The 19,106-nt window shown below is 55.1% G+C and carries 14 protein-coding genes, 3 tRNA genes and 1 pseudogene; 3 read left to right on the top strand and 15 right to left on the bottom strand.

The features are described 5' to 3' along the window. Positions 1-1,852: 1,852 nt before the first annotated feature. Together LKE88_RS12535 and relB are read right to left on the bottom strand one after the other, a co-directional pair. Positions 1,853-2,434: a flavodoxin family protein gene (locus LKE88_RS12535; protein ID WP_118286977.1), complete on the bottom strand. Its 582-nt coding sequence runs from the start codon at positions 2,432-2,434 to the stop codon at positions 1,853-1,855. Positions 2,435-2,446: 12 nt separating this feature from the next. Next, the gene (relB, locus tag LKE88_RS12530; protein ID WP_158572335.1) at positions 2,447-3,001 is read right to left on the bottom strand and encodes a type II toxin-antitoxin system RelB family anti-toxin; all 555 of its coding nucleotides are present in this window, start codon (positions 2,999-3,001) and stop codon (positions 2,447-2,449) included. A gap of 118 nt (positions 3,002-3,119) precedes the next feature. On the opposite strand from relB, the gene LKE88_RS12525 reads away from it, so the two are divergent. Then, positions 3,120-3,812: an AzlC family ABC transporter permease gene (locus LKE88_RS12525; protein WP_105325933.1), complete on the top strand. Its 693-nt coding sequence runs from the start codon at positions 3,120-3,122 to the stop codon at positions 3,810-3,812. 1 nt (position 3,813) lies between these two features. After that, positions 3,814-4,158 carry a branched-chain amino acid transport AzlD family protein gene (locus tag LKE88_RS12520; protein ID WP_231086474.1) on the top strand — a complete coding sequence of 115 codons (345 nt, stop codon included), beginning with the start codon at positions 3,814-3,816 and terminating at the stop codon, positions 4,156-4,158. A 556-nt stretch (positions 4,159-4,714) separates the two neighbouring features. Here LKE88_RS12520 and LKE88_RS12515 read toward each other — a convergent pair. The 8 genes from LKE88_RS12515 to polA all read right to left on the bottom strand — a co-directional run bounded on the left by LKE88_RS12515 (position 4,715) and on the right by polA (position 9,983). After that, positions 4,715-4,801, bottom strand: a tRNA-Leu gene (locus LKE88_RS12515). Positions 4,802-4,842: 41 nt separating this feature from the next. After that, positions 4,843-4,928, bottom strand: a tRNA-Leu gene (locus LKE88_RS12510). 31 nt (positions 4,929-4,959) lie between these two features. Next, positions 4,960-5,046 (bottom strand) — tRNA-Leu (locus LKE88_RS12505). A 102-nt stretch (positions 5,047-5,148) separates the two neighbouring features. Beyond that, the gene (locus LKE88_RS12500) at positions 5,149-5,748 is read right to left on the bottom strand and encodes a lytic transglycosylase domain-containing protein (RefSeq protein ID WP_105325935.1); all 600 of its coding nucleotides are present in this window, start codon (positions 5,746-5,748) and stop codon (positions 5,149-5,151) included. A 171-nt stretch (positions 5,749-5,919) separates the two neighbouring features. Continuing rightward, entirely contained in the window at positions 5,920-6,525 is a 606-nt protein-coding gene (gene coaE, locus LKE88_RS12495) for a dephospho-CoA kinase (RefSeq protein WP_276803775.1), read from the bottom strand. A gap of 9 nt (positions 6,526-6,534) precedes the next feature. Further along, entirely contained in the window at positions 6,535-7,260 is a 726-nt protein-coding gene (gene mutM / locus LKE88_RS12490; protein ID WP_276803773.1) for a bifunctional DNA-formamidopyrimidine glycosylase/DNA-(apurinic or apyrimidinic site) lyase, read from the bottom strand. Beyond that, positions 7,194-7,355: a DNA-formamidopyrimidine glycosylase family protein gene (locus LKE88_RS12485; protein ID WP_276803771.1), complete on the bottom strand. Its 162-nt coding sequence runs from the start codon at positions 7,353-7,355 to the stop codon at positions 7,194-7,196. Before LKE88_RS12485 ends, mutM begins: the two co-directional genes overlap by 67 nt. Before the next feature lie 15 nt (positions 7,356-7,370). Then, positions 7,371-9,983: a DNA polymerase I gene (gene polA, locus LKE88_RS12480; RefSeq protein ID WP_105325938.1), complete on the bottom strand. Its 2,613-nt coding sequence runs from the start codon at positions 9,981-9,983 to the stop codon at positions 7,371-7,373. A 348-nt stretch (positions 9,984-10,331) separates the two neighbouring features. Here polA and LKE88_RS12475 point away from each other — a divergent pair, with 348 nt between their 5' ends. Continuing rightward, positions 10,332-11,525, top strand: a complete 1,194-nt coding sequence (locus LKE88_RS12475) for an aminotransferase-like domain-containing protein (protein WP_105325939.1) — start codon at positions 10,332-10,334, stop codon at positions 11,523-11,525. 744 nt (positions 11,526-12,269) lie between these two features. On the opposite strand, the pseudogene LKE88_RS12470 reads toward LKE88_RS12475, so the two are convergent. The 5 genes and pseudogenes from LKE88_RS12470 to argF all read right to left on the bottom strand — a co-directional run bounded on the left by LKE88_RS12470 (position 12,270) and on the right by argF (position 19,102). After that, positions 12,270-13,566 (bottom strand): annotated as a pseudogene (locus LKE88_RS12470) (alanine:cation symporter family protein). Between the two features lie 897 nt (positions 13,567-14,463). Next, positions 14,464-15,363 carry a DAPG hydrolase family protein gene (locus tag LKE88_RS12460; protein ID WP_118286978.1) on the bottom strand — a complete coding sequence of 300 codons (900 nt, stop codon included), beginning with the start codon at positions 15,361-15,363 and terminating at the stop codon, positions 14,464-14,466. A 123-nt stretch (positions 15,364-15,486) separates the two neighbouring features. Then, positions 15,487-16,899 (bottom strand): argininosuccinate lyase, encoded by a 1,413-nt coding sequence (gene argH / locus LKE88_RS12455; protein ID WP_105325942.1) that lies wholly within the window; start codon positions 16,897-16,899, stop codon positions 15,487-15,489. Then, the gene (locus tag LKE88_RS12450; protein ID WP_105325943.1) at positions 16,899-18,119 is read right to left on the bottom strand and encodes an argininosuccinate synthase; all 1,221 of its coding nucleotides are present in this window, start codon (positions 18,117-18,119) and stop codon (positions 16,899-16,901) included. Before LKE88_RS12450 ends, argH begins: the two co-directional genes overlap by 1 nt. A 41-nt stretch (positions 18,120-18,160) precedes the next feature. Then, positions 18,161-19,102, bottom strand: a complete 942-nt coding sequence (argF, locus tag LKE88_RS12445) for an ornithine carbamoyltransferase (protein WP_105325944.1) — start codon at positions 19,100-19,102, stop codon at positions 18,161-18,163. Positions 19,103-19,106: the final 4 nt, after the last annotated feature.

The raw sequence follows: 19,106 nt of genomic DNA, 5'->3' as shown, positions 1-19,106 counted from the left end.
CGAACTTCCTGGTGCTGGTGCCGGGAATCCCCGCTCAGTCAGCCACTAAAGTGGCTGACAGCTCCCCCAGCGGTTCGCCGTGTTCCAATCAGCTACGTCCTGACGGACTTGCTTCTTGGACGGCTATCGCATGGGCCTTATTGACCAAACAGCCACTTGCAGAATTTGTTGGGCTGTTTGGATGCGGCCGCATAAAGGTAGGAGCCTTTAAATGGTCGTGCGGTCCACGGGAATGGGAGGTGACCGGGCCCGCAAAGCGGGCAGGAGCATATGCCCCTATTGGCGCCTACGGCGCCATTTTCCCCGGAGGGGAAAGGTCTGTCCCCTTTTGGGGCTAGTGCATGAAGGACGGTAGCTCAACTACAGAAAATTTGGCCGTAGCCAAATTTTAGCTGGAGAAAACTCTGTAACGGATTTTTGGTCGACATTCTCAACGGGTGTAGTGCAAGCATCCTACTTTTGAACCCCATCCTTGCCCCGCTCTATAGTTAGGGCGGGGCGTTCCTTCCCCTTCTCCAGTGCACGAGCAGTGCACTGGTAAGTGGAAGGCAACGGCCGGTGGCCGCAAAAGGCTTTGATAAACTTCTATCGTCGCCCATGGCGACACTTCCTTCACGCTTGAAGGAAGCTTCCATAGCAATTACTGGTCATCTTCTTATCAGCACCATGTTTTAGATTCTACTTGACCAGTGGTGGACTGGAAGCCTACCACAAGCGTGTGGTAGGTGTCAGCCGCTAGGCTGACGAAGGAAGTTTAAAGCCATATTTTATGCTTCAAAAAAAAATATAATCATATTGCTATTTCAATATTATTAGAACTCTCTTCGTCGCCTCCCGGCGCCACCTCTCTCACCTTTGATTGATGTCAACAATTCAGCACAACCACGTTTCTAAAATTACATTTTTCTGAGCACAACGTGGGGGAAACCAAGAAATCAAAAGTGCATTATTATTGCGAATTTTTCTCTAGAAGCTGACCTCGCGCGCTGGCGGGCGCAGGTGGCACTCGCCCTTCCCGTCGCACGTTGTGCGACACCCTCCCCATAGTGGTTCGCATTGGACCAATCAGCTGCGCTCTTCGAGCTTGCTTCTTGGAATGCTATCACAGAGGTCGCATTAGCCGGTCCTCCATTGCTGCCTTGATGTGGACGACCGGATGCGACTCCCAAATGTTGAGGGTTATAAGACGGAGAGTGCTCCTTCTGCGGCCAAAGGCCGCTAATAATTGATAAAAAATGATACCTGGATTAAACTTCTATCGTCGCCCCCGGCGACACTTCCTGAGCGGTTCGCTGCTAGCCAGTCATTTTCGCCCTACGGGCTCAATTTCTGGGCAGCTATCACATGGCTCGCGTATTCCAAACAGCTTTTGGAATACTTGTAGCGCTGTTTGGACGCGAACGCAACGTTTTACGGTCGCATCCAAATGTCAATCAGTTCCCCGAGGACATTTGGTATATGCGACCTATGTGATAGCCGTCCGTGAGCCGAACCCGTAGAGTGAAGGAGAACGGAGCACGGCGAACCACTCAGGAAGCTTCCAAGACACCACTGGTCAAGTGTTAATCATTACGATAGGCGTTACCACTACATGAGCTATCAAATCACCACTCGTAAAGGCCAGCACGTCCTCTGCCCTCCCCGCCTACCAGGAAGGGGAGGGACGGGCCATACCAAGAATCCATGGGCCCTGGGTGGGGCAGGTCCCTTCCGTACCCTTCGGCCGCAATATGGGTTGGGTTCGCTGGGTGACTGCTCTCTAACCGGCTTTCGCTTCATAAGAAAAGCACTGCCAGAAATGGAGTTCCATTTCCGGCAGTGCTTTTCTTATCTGGCATTGCTTTTTCTATTCTTATTTTCCTATCCGCAACAGTTCCTGGGCAAAGGTGCGGGTTCTTTCTGTCTTTTCTTGGTCCAGAAATACGGTGTTGTAGCCCAGGTGGCGTTCGCAATGGGCGCCGCAGTAGTGCAGCTGGCTATGGCGGCAATAGCGTTTCATGCCTTCTTCAAACAGGTCGGCGCCTTTTTCGGGGCGGTAGCCGCAGGTGAGGAGCAGGGCCAGGTTCTTGCCTTTCCACAGGGAGGGGCCGCGTTTGTCGCCGTAGTACATATTCAGGGCGTACACCAGCCGGTCCAGCAGGGCTTTCATGGGCGGGGTGCAGTACCAGGAATAGATGGGGGTTGCCAGTATCAACAGGTCGCTGGCCAGGATTTGGGGCAGCAGGGGGTTCAGGTCGTCCTGTTGGACGCAGGCGGCGGTGCTCCAGTCTTTCTGGCACCAGCGGCAGGCGGTGCAGGGGCGGATTTCCAGGTCCGGCAGGTTGATTTCGGTGACTTCTGCTCCGCTCTGGCGTAGTTCGTCAGCCAGGATTTTTTCCAGGGTGTTGGTGTTGCCCTGGGCCCGGGGGCTTCCTTTAAAAATCAGGACTTTCATGGTTATCCCTCCTTAGGCTCTGGGATACTGGTTGATGCAATAGGCCTGCATCAGGCTGTTTTCGCTGTTTTGGTAGGTATGGCGCAGGCTGGCGTCAAAGCGCAGGCTGTCCCCTGCCTCCAGGGTAAACACCTGGCCGCCTACAGTCATGGTGAGCTGGCCCTGCTTGACCAGCAGATACTCCAGGGCCGGGGCGGGGTGGCCTTCGGTCATGTGGCTGGCGCCGGGGTCCAGTTCCAGCAGGTAGATTTCAAAATCTCGGTCCTGGCTGGTGGGATAGTAGCAGCTGATCCGGTACTGGCCGGCTTCGTCCAATTGGGGGCGCAGGTCGGTATAGGCCACTTTTTGGACATTTTCCCGGGGCGGCTCCAACAGGGCCGAATAGGTGACGTGCAGGGCTGTGGCAATTTTCCAGATGGTATTGATGGTGGGGTTGGCTTTGCCGTTTTCCAGCTGGGACAGCACGGCCTTGGACACGCCGGTTTTCAGGGCCAGCTGGTCCAAGGACAGGCCCTGTTCCTTGCGAAGCTGCTGGAGGTTGTTGCCTATGATGGCAGAGATTTCCATATGGGGTCTCCCTCTCTGATGCCCGCACTTTTGCATTGCATAGCAGGGCACTATGGGTTATAATGTTCGATATAATGAACTTACGTTTAATATATCATTTTATCAGGGAGGAAGCAAGATGAAACTTAAAGCGCTGAAAGCGGCTTTCCCTTTTACCATACCGATTTTTGCCGGCTTCTGGTTTCTGGGCATGGCCTATGGGATTTACGCCCGGAGTGTGGGCTTCAGTTTTTGGTATCCGATGATTATGAGCATGACGATTTTTGGCGGCTCTTTGGAATTTATCACGGTGAGTATGCTGCTGATGCCCTTTGCGCCTCTGCAAACCTTCATTGTTTCGCTACTGGTCCAGGCCCGGCATCTGTTCTACGGGATTGCCATGCTGGACCGGTTCAAGGGGTTGGGGCTGAAGAAATACTACCTGATTTTCGGGATGTGCGATGAAACGTTTTCCATCAACTATACTGCGGATATTCCGGAAGACGTGGATAAGGGCTGGTTCATGGTATTTGTGACGTTGCTGAACCAGTTCTACTGGGTGTCCGGGGCTACGTTGGGCGGGCTGTTGGGGTCCTTTATCCGTATGGACACCAAGGGTATCGAGTTCGTGATGACGTCCATGTTTGCGGTGATTTTCGTGGAACAGGCCCGGAAGGAAACCACGCCCCTGCCGGCCCTGGTGGGCTTTGCCAGTGCCTTTGTGTGCCTGTGGCTTTTCGGGCCCCAGTCTTTTATGATTCCTACCATGCTGGCTATTTTGGCGCTGCTGACCCTGCTGCGCCGGCCTATTTCCCAAAGAGAGGAGAATTAAGATGAACCCATCCCCCATGCCTTTATTTGAACAAGGAATCACCATTGCCCTGTGCGTTGTGGGCACCATGCTGACCCGTTTCCTGCCCTTTTTGATTTTCTCCTCCAAGAAGCCCACCCCGCCCTACATTCAGTATTTGGGCAAGGCCCTACCCTGTGCAGTCTTTGCCATGCTGGTGGTGTACTGCCTGAAGGACGTGTCCCTGTTTACCGGCAGCCACGGGATTCCTGAGGCCATTGCGCTCTTGGTGACTGTTATCCTCCAATGCTGGAAGCGGCAGATGCTGATCTCCATTGCCGGAGGCACGCTGCTGTATATGTACCTGGTGCAGCAGGTGTTTGTGTGAAAGGATAAAGGCGTATCGTTCACTATCGATGAAGCTGTGAACGATACGCCTTTTTGGTGCAGAAAACGATGTAATTTTTGGGTTGATGCGGTCAGCGGGGTGTAGGTGTGGGGCGGGCCCATCCGAGGCGCTGCGCACCCCACCTTCCCGCAGTTGGACTGCTGTTGCTGCGGGAAGGCAAGCGGCCGGAGGCCGCAAAAAGCTTTGTTAAACTTCTATCGTCGCCCCTGGCGACACTTCCTTCACCCTTGAAGGAAGCTTCCATAACCGCCTCTGGTCAATTGTTAATCGTTACGATGGCGTCTCCACTACTGTAGCTAGCAACACTCTCATAACTGCGGCCGCCGGCCCCATGCCCTCCCCGCCTCCCAGGAAGGGGAGGGACGGGCCATACCATGCATGCAAAGGCCCTGGGTGGGGAAGGTTCCTTCTGCGGCCAAGGGCCGCAATACGTTTTGAGCTTTCTCCGTCAGCTTTTGGCTGACACCTCCAGGCATAGTACCAGCATAACAAAAAAAGCTGTAACATCAATGATGTTACAGCACCTGTTTTATATTGGTGCGGCCAAGAGGAATTGAACCTCCACGGGGTTGCCCCCACTAGCTCCTGAAGCTAGCGCGTCTGCCAGTTCCGCCATGGCCGCATGCAAACTATGGAATTGTAAAAGGTTGTCGCGTAAGTAATTGGTGCGGTTGGCGGGACTTGAACCCGCATGAGGTTGCCCTCACCAGCCCCTCAAGCTGACGCGTCTGCCTTTCCGCCACAACCGCAAAGTTGTGTGATTGTGTTTCGGTAAAAATTTGGTGCGGCCAAGAGGAATTGAACCTCCACGGGGTTGCCCCCACTAGCTCCTGAAGCTAGCGCGTCTGCCAGTTCCGCCATGGCCGCTTGTGTCTTATCTCGACAACAACGAAATTATATCATGTGGTTTGAACTTCGTCAACACTTTTTTAAAACTTTTTTTGAGAAATTTTTCCGGTGGTTTTGGCCCTAGTAATCTTTCAGGGAACGCTTGTATAACTGCTGGTAGCGATCCCGGTCCGCCAGCACTTTTCCAACATAGGACCGGGTCTCGCCCAGGGGTATCTGGGATATGTCTTTGAAGTCATAGTCCCAGCCGTACTGCTCCATCCACTCTTTGACGGTGCCCCGGCCTGCGTTGTAGGCGGCCAGCATGAGCACTTCGTTGCCGTGGAATTCGCTTTCCAGCTCGCTGAGATACCAACAGCCGAACTTGATGTTCAGTTCGGGCTTCAGCAGCAGTTCATCCCGAAAATTGGGGAAATCCGTACTCCGGGCAATCCAGGCGCCGGTTTCCGGCATAATCTGCATCAGGCCCAGGGCTCCCGTGTGGGATTCCGCGTCCGCCTTGAAGCCGCTTTCGTTTTTGATTACGGCTACGGCCAGGAACGGGTCCACCCGGTATTGGGCGCTGTACAGATGAATTTCCCGGGCGTAGGGCCAGTTATACACCAGCTTCTTTTGGGCAAAGTCCGTCCGCCAGACAAAAAAACTGGTAGTCAGCAGCAGCAGAAATACCAGCAGTGCTGGCAAGCAGCCCGGCCCTCGTCTCCGTCTTCTCGTTCTCAATAGGATCCCTCTCCAAATAGGCAAAACTGCCCTAAGGCAGCGTTTTTCAACCAAAACAACCAATAATAGCCAATGATGCTATCTATATATTGTAACAAATTTTGCAGGCTACTTTCAACCATTCTTTGTTACAAATCGGTGACCCCTGCTAAACGGGTTCTGTAAAGAGGCCTAGCGCTGGGCTTTCTGCTGGGCCAGCACCTTTTCCAGGGCGGCCCGGGTCTGGGCATACAGGTCCTCCCGGGTACCGGAGTTGTCCAGGATTACCTGGGCGCGTTTTTTCTTTTCTTCTACGGGAAGCTGCCGGTCAATCCGGTCAATGACTTCCTGCCGGGTCATGCCTGACCGGAGCATGGCCCGCTGTATCTGCTGCTCCCGGTCCAGCACCACCAGCCACACCTGGTCCGTCAGGTGGTCCCAGCCGGTTTCCAGCAGCAGGGGTACATCCAGCACGGCCACGGGTGCTGCTGCGTACTGGCGCAGGAAGGCGTCCCGTTTTTGGGCAATGGCCCGGTGGACGATGGTGTTCAGGGTCGTTAGGGCCTTGGGGTCGTGGAAGGCCAGGTCCGCCAGCTTTCCCCGGTTGAGCTCTCCAGCCGGGGTAAGAATGCCGGGGCCAAAGGCCTCCTGGAGCTGCCGCAGGGTGGGTGAACCGGCCGCCTCCACCTGATGTCCGGCGGCGTCTGCGTCAAAAACGGGGATACCCAGTTCTTTCAGGTAGGCGCTGACCGTGCTTTTGCCTGAGGCAATGCCTCCGGTAAGTCCAATAACTGTCACTGCTCTCACCTACTTCTGGCAGTGGGGACAGTAGACGCTGCCCCTGCCTGCCACTTTGATCTGCACCAGGGGTGTGCCGCAGCGGAAACAGGGCTTGCCCTTCCGGTGGTACACCTGAAGGTACTTTACGTTGTCCCCCATTTCGCCATTGGCGTCCTGGTAGTTGCGGAAGGTGGTGCCGTGGTTTCTCAGGCCCTGGGCGATGACCTGGTTCACCCCGTCCACCACCTGCTGCCATTCTTTTTTGGTTATGCGGTTCACCCGGCGGGTGGGCCGGATGCCGGCGGCAAACAGGGCTTCGTCGGCGTAGATGTTGCCCAGGCCGGCAATATGGCTCTGGTCCAGGAGGAAGGCTTTGAGCACGGTGCTCTTGCCCTTGGCCAGCTGCCGCAGGTATTCCGCTGTCAGTTCGGGGGACAGGGGCTCCGGCCCCAGGGCCTCGTAGCCCGGGTCCCTTTTGTCGTCCTGGCCCAGGAGCTCCACCACCCCAAAGGTGCGAATATCGGTAAAGTACAGGTTTTCGTCCCCGCTGAGGAAAAAGGCCAGCCGGGTATAGGGCGGCTCGGGGTCGCCCTTTTTCCCGGCCAGCAGGGCACCGGTCATGCGCAGGTGCACCAAGAGATACCGGTCGTCTGCCAAATGGAGGGTCAGGTACTTGCCCCTGCGGCCTACACGGGTGATTTGGGCGCCCTGGACGGCCTTGGCAAAAACCTCCGGGGCCGGGTAATGGACCATTTGGGCAGGTCCAGCCGGACGCCCAGGATGGTTTTCCCGTCCACGTGGGGGCCCAGGCTCAGCCGTACTTGTTCTACTTCTGGTAATTCCGGCATGCTTTCACCGCTTCCTTATTTGGCCAGGGCCCAGTTAGTGCCGGTGGCTACATCGGCCACCAGGGGCACCTGGAGCTTTACGGCCTGTTCCATGGTTTCTTTCACCAGCTTGCCCACCTGCTCGGCTTCGTCCTGGGTGACTTCCAGCACCAGTTCATCGTGAACCTGGAGCAGCACCCGGCTCTTGACGCCGGCTTCCTGGAGCTTCTTTTCCACCTGGAGCATGGCAATCTTGATGATGTCTGCTGCGGTGCCCTGGATGGGGGTATTGATGGCGGTGCGTTCGGCAAAGCTGCGCTTATTGAAGTTGGAGGCGTGGATGTCCGGCAGGTAGCGCCGGCGGCCGAACAGGGTTTCCACGTAGCCCAGGTCCCGGGCCTTTTGTTTTTCCCGTTCCATATATTCCTTGACGCCGGTGTAGCGGGCAAAGTAGCTGTCGATGTACTGGGCCGCTTCCGCCCGGGAGACCCCCAGCTGTTTGGCCAGGCCAAAGTCGCTGATGCCGTAGATGATGCCGAAGTTCACGGTTTTGGCCTTGCTGCGCATATAGGGGGTGACTTCCTCCAGGGGCACACCAAAGACCTCGGAGGCGGTGCGGGCGTGGACGTCCTGGCCATGACGGAAGGAGTCCAGCAGCAGCTCGTCGCCGGCAATGCTGGCCATGACCCGGAGCTCCACCTGGGAATAGTCGCAGGACAGCAGCAGGTCGTAGCCTTTGCCGGGGACAAACATGGCCCGCATGCGCTTGCCCACTTCCGTACGGGTGGGAATGTTCTGAAGGTTGGGTTCCGTGCTGGACAGCCGGCCGGTGACCGTGGCCATCTGGTTAAAGTGGGTGTGGATCCGGCCTGTCACCGGGTTGATCAGGGGATGGAGGCCCAGCAGGTAGGTGGACAGCAGCTTGGACAGCTGCCGGTATTCAATGAGGGTTTCTATCAGGGGGTGTTCGCCCTGGAGGGCTTCCAGCACGGACACGTCGGTAGAATACCCGGTTTTGGTCTTTTTGATGATGGGCAGGCCCAATTTTTCAAAGAGGATGACGCCCAGCTGCTTGGTGGAGTTGACGTTGAACTCCTCCCCTGCCTGGTTCCAGGCCTGCTGCTCCAGGGCAGCCACCCGGCCGGTCATTTCCTTGGTGACTTCTTCCAGCATGGCTTCGTCTATGGCGATGCCCCGGTATTCCATCAGGGCCAGGTTTTCGGTCAGGGGCAGCTCGATGTCCTGGTACAGCTGGGTCTGGTTCCGGTCCTCCAAAAAGCCCCGGAGGAGGGGCACCAGGGCTGCCGCGTCCTGGGCGGTGCCGCCGTGCCCATGGGGCAGAAAGGTTTCCGCCAGCCGGGTGAGCTCATAGGAATTTTCCCCGGGTTCGTACAGGTAGGCGGCCAGTTCCGGGTCGTCTGCCACGCCCAAAAGGTGACTTCCCTGCTCCAGCATATATTTGTACAGTTCCTTGGGATTGGGAATGGCTTTTTTCACCACAGGGTCTGCCAAAAGTTCCAGGGCAGCGGCCTTGCTGCTGTCCGTAACCTTCCAGACGTACTCCTTGTCCCCCAGAACCAGGTTCAGCTGTTCCAGGGTACGGTGGGGCAGGTCGCCGGACAGGGCATAGGTCAGGGCCAGTTCTTCGCCGGCCTGACGGATTTGCTGCAGCAGGTCCTGGGCCTCTGCCTGGGTGGTGATTTCCACCTGGGGCAGGGCCGGGGCAGCAGCTTCCACCTGGGTTCCTGCAGCCTCAGCGGCGGCGTCCCCTTCCTGGCTGCCCAGCACGGGCAGAAAGCGGTTCCACAGGTTCTTGAACTGGAGTTCCTGCATCAGCTTCCGGCTTTCGGCGGTCATGCCGGTCAGGGCGTAGGCCTTGGGGTCCCGGCTGATTTCCGGCACGTCCAGGCAAATGGTGGCCAGATCCTTGGACAGGAGCGCCTGGTCCCGGTAGGTTTTGAGTTTTTCCTGAAGGGACTTGCCTTTGACGTCGGCGGCATGGTCCAGGACGTTTTCCACGGTCTGGTACTCCGTAACCAGCTTCAGGGCCGTCTTGGGGCCCACCCCCGGCACGCCGGGAATGTTGTCGCTGGTGTCCCCCATGAGCCCTTTCAGCTCGATAATCTGCCGGGGCACCAGGCCCTGGTATTCGGCCTTAAAGGCGGCCTCGTCGTAGATGCCCAGGTTGGAGATGCCTTTTTTGGTAAAGTACACCTGGACATTGTCGCTGATCAGCTGGAATTCGTCCCGGTCCCCGGTGACAATTTTCACCTGCACATCCTTGGGGGCGGAGGCAGCCAGGGTCCCGATGATGTCGTCGGCTTCGTAGTTGTCCACTTCCAGGGTGGGAATGCCCATGGCCGTTAAAAGGCGAATGGACAGGGGGAACTGCTCTTTCAGTTCCGGGGGCGTAGCTTTGCGCTGGCCCTTATAGGCTTCGAATTTCTCCGTCCGGAAGGTTTTCCGGGACTTGTCGAAGGCCACGGCCATGTAGGCCGGTTTCAGCTCCTGGAGGAGTTTCAGCAGCATATTGCACAGGCCGTACACAGCTCCCGTAGGCACCCCGGTGGGGCTGGTCAGGGGAGGCAGGGCGAAAAAGGCTCTGTGAATCAGACTGCTGCCGTCTATAATCAGGAATGTTTCTTCCATAGTACACCATCCTTTGCTCAGATACTTCCATTATACGATATCCCCGGACCCCATGCAAAAAGCATTTTGTTTGGGGTTGCCAGCTAGTGGCGTTCCTCAGTTTTGCTTATTGTTCCTGCAAAAAATTTTAGCCATTTTTGCGGCTCACTTTCCCACCAGGAGAAAGCGGAAGGCCGCCAACTAAAAATAACCTGTATTATTTAGTACAAAAATGGTATAATTTATCCATAAAATTTGGTATTCTGTCAGGGATTCTTGACGCACCGTGGAGTTGGTGATACCATTTTTATACTGTTTTTTTATTTGCCGCATATTTCAGGTGCAGCAATATCTTAGGAGGTCTTTATTATGGAGTACAAGTTTGCCAAGCGGATGGATTCCATGCAAGCATCCGCAGTAAGAGAAATCTTAAAAGTAACCCAGCGTCCGGAAGTGATTTCCTTCGCTGGCGGTCTGCCTGCCCCAGAGCTGTTCCCGGTAGACGAAATTGCCAAGGTTTGCGCTGAAGTCTGTAAGGACGAAGGCCGCAAGGTGCTGCAATACGCTACCACCGAAGGCAATCCTGGCCTGCGCCAAAAGATTGCTGACCGCACCAACAGAAAGTACAAATCCAATCTGAAGGCTGAAAACATCCTGATCACCACCGGTTCCCAGCAAAACCTGGATCTGGCCGGCAAGATTTTCTTTGATGAGGGCGATGTTGTGCTGATGGAAAGCCCCACCTATCTGGCTGCCATCAATGCGTTCAAGGCTTACGGCCCGGAATTCAAAGAAGTTCCTACCGATGAAAAAGGGATGATTCCTGAAGAACTGGAAAAGATTTTGGCTTCCACCCCTAAGATTAAGCTGATTTATGTCATTCCCGACTTCCAGAACCCGACCGGCATTTGCTGGACCCTGGAACGCCGCAAGGCATTTATGGACCTGATCAATAAATATGAAGTTCCTGTACTGGAAGACAACCCCTACGGCGAACTACGCTACGATGGCGAAACCCTGCCGTCCCTGATGAGCATGGACACCAAAGGCCTGGTCATGGGCATGGGCACGTTCTCCAAGACCTTCTGCCCCGGCCTGAGAATTGGCTGGCTGGCTGCCAACACCACCCTGCTGGCTGAATTTGTGAAGGTAAAGCAAAGCGCCGACCTGCACACCTCCGCTTTTGACCAAGCCATCATCGACCGCTACATGGACGAATACAGCCTGGACGAACACGTCAAGGAAATCAACGCCTTGTACAAGCATCGCCGTGACCTGCTGATCAAGACCATGGAAGAAACCTTCAAGGACGGCACCACCTGGACCCATCCCGATGGCGGCCTGTTCCTGTGGCTGACCTTCCCGGAAGGCGTCAGCGCCCGGAAAGTCTTCGACAAATGCATCGAAAAGAATGTGGCCGGCGTGCTGGGTGAATTCTTCTACCCCAACGGCCATAACGACCATCATATGCGCATCAACTATTCCAATATGCCTGACGACAGAATCGTGGAAGGCATCCACAGAATGGCTGCTGCCCTGCAGGAAGTTAAAGAAGGAAAATAAACTCTGCGGTTGAAAGAGCTGTGAAAAAAAAGCTTGCGAACAAATTTGCGTTCGCAAGCCTTTTTTTATTGTTCGTTATAGCCGTTATCTACACCTCAAAACTTCCTCCGAGACCCTGCGGGCCCCACCTCCTTAGCGGTTCGCGGCTCGCTGCTCAGCTGCGTCCTACGGACTTGCTTTGCAGGCCGCTATCGCATGGGCCTTATTAACCAAACATCCTTTGGAAGGATTTGGGGATGTTTGGATGCGGCCGCAACGCTTTACGGTCGCATCCAAATGTCAATGCTGTTTTTCAAGGACATTTGGAATATGCGACCTATGTGATAGCCGTCCGTGAGCCGAACCCGTAGGGTGAAGGAGAACGGAGCACGGCGAACCACTCAGGAAGCGTTCATATCCACTACTGGCCATGTGATAAAAAGGTATATTGCAATCATCTACGTACTATAATTTCTTTTCCTATACCCGTTTAGCACATGGCTCTATGGGCCTAAGACTGGCCCCTTCAAACGTTGCGCTCACATCCAAGAGCAAATCAGTTAGTCAAAAGGCTCTTGGTTCATGTGAGCCATGTGATAGCAGCCCAAGAAGCGAGCTCGGAGAGCAAAGCTGATTGGAGCGCTGCGAACCACTGGAGGGGCTGGCAGCCTGCAAGGCTGACTGAGGAAGTTCAAATTAGGCCGCAAACAGCCCGCGGCTTATCCTACGGGCTTACTTTGCCAGCAGGTGTACAAACTTTGGTTCCTACTCTTTCCAACAGGGTGTCTCAAGGCCCAGGACTTTCTGGCTGTCAAAGGGTGCCTTGGGGTCCCGGTCCTTGCGGACGTAGTCCTGGCAGGCGGCCTGGACCAGGGCAAAGCCTTTGTGCAGCAGCGGCACGTTGCAGTACACCATAAGGATATTGGCCAGGTCGGAGAAGGCCCACAGGTTCCCCAGGTCGTAGCCGGCGATGTTGACCAAGATGCCAAAGGCGGCTACCAAAAGGCACAGGCCCCGGACGGCATTGGTCAGGGTCTGGCTGCTCCCCAGCCGGGCGGCGGCGATTTCGGAAAAGGACACCATGCCGATGAGGCAGGTGTAGGCAAACAGGCAGAAGCACAGGGTCAGCGCCAGGGTCACGGCCAGGTTCAGGCTGGTACCCGGGGTGAGTTCCGCCACGGAAATCAGATACTTGGGAAGTTTCCCCGCTTCCGTCCAGGCTGCCGGGTCCTTGGTCCACACATGGGCCATGACGATGATAAAGCCGGTCATGGTGCAGATGATATGGGTGTCCAGCATGACCCCGGCCGCAGCCAGCAGGCCCTGTTCACAGGGGTGGTTGTCATCAGCGGAAGCGGCGGACATGGTGATGGTGCCCTGGCCGGCTTCGTTGGACATGAGGCCCCGCTTCACGCCCTGGACCAGCACGGTGCCAAAGACGCCCCCAAAGAAGGCATCAGGCCGAAAGGCGCCCCGGAACACTTCCTGGAAGAAAAAGGGCACGGATTGGACATTGGCGAAGATCAGCAGCAGCACGGTGCCCACGTACACCACGGCCATCACCGGCACCATTTTATTGGTAGCCCGGGTGACCTTCTGGATGCCCCCAAAGGCCAGTACTCCGGTAAAGACCAGCACCACCAGGGCGGCGGCGTAGTAGAAGAAAGAATTGGTAGGAATGGTGCTGCCGGTGACCATTTCGGCGATGGCTCCCAGGGAGGACACCACGTTGAAGCCTTGGGCGGGCAGGCAGCCCAGGGCATAGAAGATGTACAGGCAGGAGAGCAAAATCCCCGCCAGCTTTTTGCCTCCTAGCAGTTCCCGACCGTAGAAGGGCAGACCCCCTACAAACTCCCCGCCCCAACTGGGTCACCTGGACAAAGCCCAAGCGCAGGGTGAAATACACCCCGGAGCCCACCAGCACCAAGATGGCCAGAGAAAAGCTGCCTAAAAGGGGCAGACTTTTGTACCAGCCGAACATAGTAGGAAAATCCCAAAAGAAATCCGATAACGGCCCTACAAAGTGCAGAACCGAATTGACCCAGGCAAAAAGCCCTTCCATGTCCACCATCTCCCTTGTTATTTTGTAAAATAATTTTCTGAATAATTACTCTTCTACTATAGCACATTCTTCCAGCCAGATACATGGCTGGAGCTATTTTCTTTTTTCCCCGCTCTACTTTGTACAATTGATGTAATTCTTGCCTTTTTAACTGAGTTTTCATTTTTTTGCTGGGATGCTTCCTAAAACGCTAAAACATATTACGAACCTATAATGCCTACGGCATTTTCAAAGAAGCTTTTATTGCGGAAACTAATCTTATAGATTATAAAAGGAGTAAAGAGGAATGAGAGACTGTAGATGATGAGAATAAGGAAATGGCCTACACTTCTCACAGATCATTTAGCTGATAATCAATTGATTTAGCGTTAAAAAGAGAGGCTGAAGAATAAGAAACAATAGCTGAGGGGCACAAGGAAATGGCCTACACTTTTCACTGGTCATTTTGCTGATAAGCGTTTGGTTAAGTGTAAAAAGGGTATGATGAGGAATAAGAGACGGTAGATGATGGAAATAAGGAAATGGCCTACACTTTTCTGCGAAAAGTGTAGAGGTGTTTTTGGGAATATATGGCCCGCGGGAGCGGGCGGAAACCCCATCCTTGCCCCGCTTTATGATTGGGGCGGAACGGAAAGAGTTTATAATTGAAGGCGGATTGGGCCTACACTACCATGGTCCTTGCACTAGCCCATTGCAAGGAACGGAAACAATGGAAACACGCCTACAAGGCCCCCTGTTATCCCAGGGGCCTTGTATCATTTCATCTCTATACAAAAAATGGCACTGCTCTACGCAGTGCCAAAAAACCGGAAAACATGTTGCAGGTGTTTTCCTATCTTGTTATAGCTGCCGCCTTACGCAGCCGTTTAGCCTTTTCCTCCGCTCCCCCAGCTGTCCTTATTTCCCGAACTCCGCGTACAGGGCAGGCAGGATCTGGGACAGGCGGGTAAACTCGATCATATCGTGCATGGACATGGCAAAAGCGCCTTGAAGCAGTGCTTCCTCCGGGACTGCCGGGGCCTGTTTGAGGGCTGCTTCCACTTGCTGGGCGAGTCCCGTCAGCTTTGTCATGCCCCTGTGGGTCCCCAGCCAGTAGTGGGAAATCAGTTCCAGGCCGCCGGGGACTTCCCGGCCCAGGTGGAACATCATGCCGGAGGGCACGCCGGGGCTCTGGGGCAGATCGGACCAGCCGCTGGCGCTAAAGCCATAGCCGCCCTGCTGCCAGGTTTCCTGGGTAAGTCCCAGGGCAAAGGGATCCCGGAAATGGATAGTCACATTCAGGAGCTGGTCGCCGGTGAGCTCCACCACCTGGTTGGGATTTTCCGGGTCATAGAGCTTTTCGGCGTAGGTTTTGGCTGGGTCTTCCAGCCGTTCTGGATAGGGCACCCGGTTCCGGACATGGGCATAGGGGGACCAAAGAGCGTAGCGCTCGTCATGCCCCATATGCCAGGCAAACCACCATTCCAGCATCTGGGCAGTGGCCCCGGGGAAAAAGTGCCGGCTGAAGGAGCAGATGATCCGGCCACTTTCAGCATTTCCCAAAAGCCCGTACCCGGCCACCGGCAGGTTGTAGGGCTGCTGGAACAAGCGGTTCAGTTCTTCCCTAGTAGGCGCAAACAGGGCTTTTTCCGGCAGGGGTGCCCATTTCAGGGCTTCCACCATAGCCACAGGGACTTCCAGAGTGTCGGCCAGGTATTTTTCGTAGGGGGTACCGGCCACCAGTGCCCGGTTCTTTTGGTGCTGGGCCACATATTCCGGTGGATACCAGGTCAGCAGGGTATTTTTTTCAGCGTTCATACAAATTCCTTCTTTCTTCAGGCAGGTTCCGGCAATTTCCGGGTACCTGCCAAAAAAATACCCCTCCGCTAGGAGAGGTACTTTTTTGTTATGACTGCGAAACTTCTCACAGGGAGTTTCGTCTTATAACCGTTCTTGCAGTTCTGCCAAAATGGCTTTCTGTTTTTCCAAAGCTTCCTTGCCCAGGGCGATTTGCTTGGCATTTTCACTGGGGGCAGGGCCGCCGTAGGAGGTCCGGGCTGCTACGCAGTTTTCGGGCTTCAGGCATTCCAGCAGGTCTTCTTCAAACAGGGGGCACATAGCTTTGTATTCTTCCATAGTCAGCTGGCCCAGATATTTGTGCTCGGCAATGGCTTTGGCCACGGCCTTGCCCACCACTTCATGGGCTTTGCGGAAGGGCATGCCCTTGCGCACCAGGTAGTCGGCCAGGTCGGTGGCGTTGGAGTAGTCCAGATGGACGGCTTCGGCCATGCGTTTTTCGTTGACGGTCATGGTCAGGATCATATCCCGGTAGACGGTCAGGGAGAACTTCACGGTATCCACCGTATCGAAGAAGCCTTCCTTGTCTTCCTGGAGGTCCTTGTTGTACGCCAGGGGCAGGCCTTTCACGGTGGTGAGCAGTGCCATCAGGCTGCCAAACACCCGGCCGGTTTTGCCTCTCACCAGCTCGGAGATGTCCGGATTCTTTTTCTGGGGCATCATGGAGGAACCGGTGGCGAAGGCATCGTCCAGCTCGATAAAACCGAACTCCGTGGAGGACCACAGGCACATTTCTTCACTGAGCCGGGACAAGTGCAGCATCAGGACGGAAGCAAAGGACAGGAAGTCCAGTACGTAGTCCCGGTCGCTGACGGCGTCCATGCTGTTGCCGTACACCTGGGAAAAATGCAGTTCCTTGGCCACCTGGAAGCGGTCAATGGGCAGGGTGGTGCCGGCTACGGCACCTGCGCCCAGGGGCATGATGTCGGCGTCTTCCCACACCCCATGGAGGCGGCGGAAATCCCGGCGCAGCATATTAAAGTACGCCAGCAGATGGTGTCCAAAGGTAATGGGCTGCGCTCTCTGGAGATGGGTATAGCCGGGCATCAGGGTCTTCAGGTGCTTTTCCGCCATGGTCAGCAGGGCTTCCTCAAAGCGGATCAGCAGGTCAATGACCTCGGTGACTTCCCGTTTCATGTACATATGCATATCCAGTGCCACCTGGTCGTTGCGGCTCCGGGCTGTATGCAGGCGCGCACCGGCGTCCCCGATTTTTTCCGTCAGGGCGGCTTCCACGTTCATGTGGATGTCTTCCAGCTCGGTCTGGAACTGGAAGGTGCCGGCTTCGATTTCGGCCAGGATTTCCTTCAGGCCCTTTTCAATCTGGGCCACGTCTTCCTGGCTGATGATTCCGGTATTGCCCAGCATATGTGCATGGGCAATGCTTCCCCGGATATCTTCCTTGTACAGCCGCTGGTCGTATTCAATGGAGGCGTTGAACGCATCCACCAGGGCATTGGTATCTTTACTGAATCGTCCACCCCAAAGCTTCGCCATTATTTCAACTTCCCTTGTTTCATCAGAGCTCTTACCGTCAGCGGCAGGCCAAACAGGTTGATGAAGCCTTGGGCATCAGCCTGGTTGTACACTTCGTCTTCGCCGAAGGTGACGTATTCCTTGCTGTACAGGGAGTACGGGCTGGTAGTGCCGGCGGTGATGATGTTGCCTTTGTACAGCTTCAGTTTCACAGTACCGGTAACGGTCTTTTGGGTTTCGTCCACGAAAGCCTGCAAAGCTTCCCGCAGCGGGGAGAACCACATGCCATCGTAAACCAGTTCTGCATAGCGGATGCCGATGGTTTCCTTATAGTTGAAGGTAGCCCGGTCCAGGCAGATGTTTTCCAGTTCGTTGTGGGCATAGTAGATGATGGCGCCGCCAGGAGTTTCGTAGACGCCTCTGTCCTTCATGCCTACCAGACGGTTTTCTACCATGTCGCTGATGCCAATGCCATTGCGTTTGCCGATTTCGTTCAGGGTTTCCATCAGTTCTACAGCGGACATTTTCTTGCCGTTAACGGCAACCGGTACGCCCTGTTCAAAGTCCAGGGTAATGTATTCGTCCTTGTCCGGAGCGGCTTCCGGAGTCTGGGTCATGATGTAGATTTCGGATTTCGGTTCGTTGGCCGGATCTTCCAGGTCGCTGCCTTCGTGGGACAGATGCCAGATGTTCCGGTCCATGCTGTAGTCCTTTTTCTTGGTTACAGGCACGGGAATGTTATGGGCAGCTGCATAGTCGATGGCGTCTTCTCTGGATTTGATATCCCATTCTCTCCAGGGAGCAATGACTTTCAGTTGGGGAGCCAAAGCCTTGATGCCCAGTTCGAAACGCACCTGGTCGTTGCCTTTGCCGGTAGCGCCGTGAGCGATAGCGTCAGCGTTTTCCTTCAGGGCAATGTCCACCAGGTATTTGGCGATAATGGGACGGGCAATGGAGGTACCCAGCAGGTACTTCTTTTCATAAACGGCACCGGATTTTACCATGGGCCAAGCATATTCCTTCAGGAATTCTTCCTTCAGGTCCAGAATGTAGGCTTTGCTGGCACCGGATTTGATGGCTTTGTCATGGACAGGAGCCACTTCTTCCCCTTGGCCGATATCAGCCGTTACGGTGATGACTTCACAGTTGTTGTAGTTTTCCTTCAGCCAGGGAATGATACAGGAAGTATCCAAACCGCCGGAATAGGCCAATACGACTTTTTTAATGTCTTTTTTATCCATGCTATGCAATCTCCTTTTCGTTAATACGCTATCTACATACTTTACAACACTTCGTCACTCATTAGCAAGGCCATAATGGCTTTTTGTACATGAAGACGGTTTTCTGCTTCGTCAAATACCGCAGAATGGGGTCCTTCGATGACCTCGTCGGTGATTTCTTCCCCTCTGTGGGCAGGCAGGCAGTGGAGCACCATGGCGTCCGGCCGGGCCACGCTCAGCAGTTCGGCGTTGATCTGGTAGTCGTGGAGGGCTTTCACCCGGACTTCCTTTTCCGCTTCTTCGCCCATGGAAGCCCAGACGTCGGTGTAGAGGACGTCGGCGCCTTTGGCAGCTTCATACAGGTCTTCTTCTACCTTGATGGTGCAGCCGGTGATGGCTGCGTCCATTTTGGCCATATTCACAATCTGGGGGTCCGGCTGGTAGCCCTTGGGGCTGGCGCAGACCATGTTCATGCCCACCTTGGCGCAGGCGAACATCAGGGAATGGGCCATGTTGTTGCCGTCCCCTACGTACACCAGCTTCCGGCCCTTGAGCACGTCCTTGTATTCCAGGATGGTGAACATATCGGTCAGGGCCTGGCAGGGATGGAGCAGATCGGTGAGGCCGTTGATGACCGGAACACTGGCATAGTCGGCCAGTTCCTTGACGGCTTCGTGGGAATAGGTCCGGATCATAATGCCGTCCACAAAGCGGGACAGTACCCGGGCGGTATCTTTTACCGGTTCGCCCCGGCCAATCTGGGAGGTGGACTCGGTCATGTAGATGGGGTGGCCGCCCAGCTGATGGAAGCCGGTTTCAAAGGAAACCCGGGTCCGGGTGGAGGCTTTGGAGAAAATCATGGCCAGTGTTTTGCCCTTCAGGTATTCATGGGGTTCGCCCAGTTTTTGTTTCTTTTTCAGTTTGCGGCTGACATCCAGGATGGTGGCGACTTCGCCTACAGACAAATCATGGATGGAAATCAGATCTTTATTTCTTAAAGCCATGTTC

It is taken from the genome of Acidaminococcus hominis (genome assembly GCF_022484025.1).
Classification (GTDB): Bacteria; Bacillota; Negativicutes; order Acidaminococcales; family Acidaminococcaceae; genus Acidaminococcus; species Acidaminococcus hominis.
Note: the sequence above shows the minus strand (reverse complement) of the source record. Positions and strands in the feature narration are given on the sequence as shown.

Excerpts from the sequence above, each read along its gene's own strand:
- LKE88_RS12520 (WP_231086474.1), top strand. The coding sequence starts at position 3,814 with ATGAACCCATCCCCCATGCCTTTATTTGAACAAGGAATCACCATTGCC.
- LKE88_RS12525 (WP_105325933.1), top strand. The coding sequence starts at position 3,120 with ATGAAACTTAAAGCGCTGAAAGCGGCTTTCCCTTTTACCATACCGATT.
- LKE88_RS12475 (WP_105325939.1), top strand. The coding sequence starts at position 10,332 with ATGGAGTACAAGTTTGCCAAGCGGATGGATTCCATGCAAGCATCCGCA.
- argF (WP_105325944.1), bottom strand. The coding sequence starts at position 19,102 with ATGGCTTTAAGAAATAAAGATCTGATTTCCATCCATGATTTGTCTGTA.
- argH (WP_105325942.1), bottom strand. The coding sequence starts at position 16,899 with ATGGCGAAGCTTTGGGGTGGACGATTCAGTAAAGATACCAATGCCCTG.
- LKE88_RS12485 (WP_276803771.1), bottom strand. The coding sequence starts at position 7,355 with ATGCCGGAATTACCAGAAGTAGAACAAGTACGGCTGAGCCTGGGCCCC.
- LKE88_RS12460 (WP_118286978.1), bottom strand. The coding sequence starts at position 15,363 with ATGAACGCTGAAAAAAATACCCTGCTGACCTGGTATCCACCGGAATAT.
- polA (WP_105325938.1), bottom strand. The coding sequence starts at position 9,983 with ATGGAAGAAACATTCCTGATTATAGACGGCAGCAGTCTGATTCACAGA.
- relB (WP_158572335.1), bottom strand. The coding sequence starts at position 3,001 with ATGGAAATCTCTGCCATCATAGGCAACAACCTCCAGCAGCTTCGCAAG.
- mutM (WP_276803773.1), bottom strand. The coding sequence starts at position 7,260 with ATGGTCCATTACCCGGCCCCGGAGGTTTTTGCCAAGGCCGTCCAGGGC.
- LKE88_RS12450 (WP_105325943.1), bottom strand. The coding sequence starts at position 18,119 with ATGGATAAAAAAGACATTAAAAAAGTCGTATTGGCCTATTCCGGCGGT.
- LKE88_RS12535 (WP_118286977.1), bottom strand. The coding sequence starts at position 2,434 with ATGAAAGTCCTGATTTTTAAAGGAAGCCCCCGGGCCCAGGGCAACACC.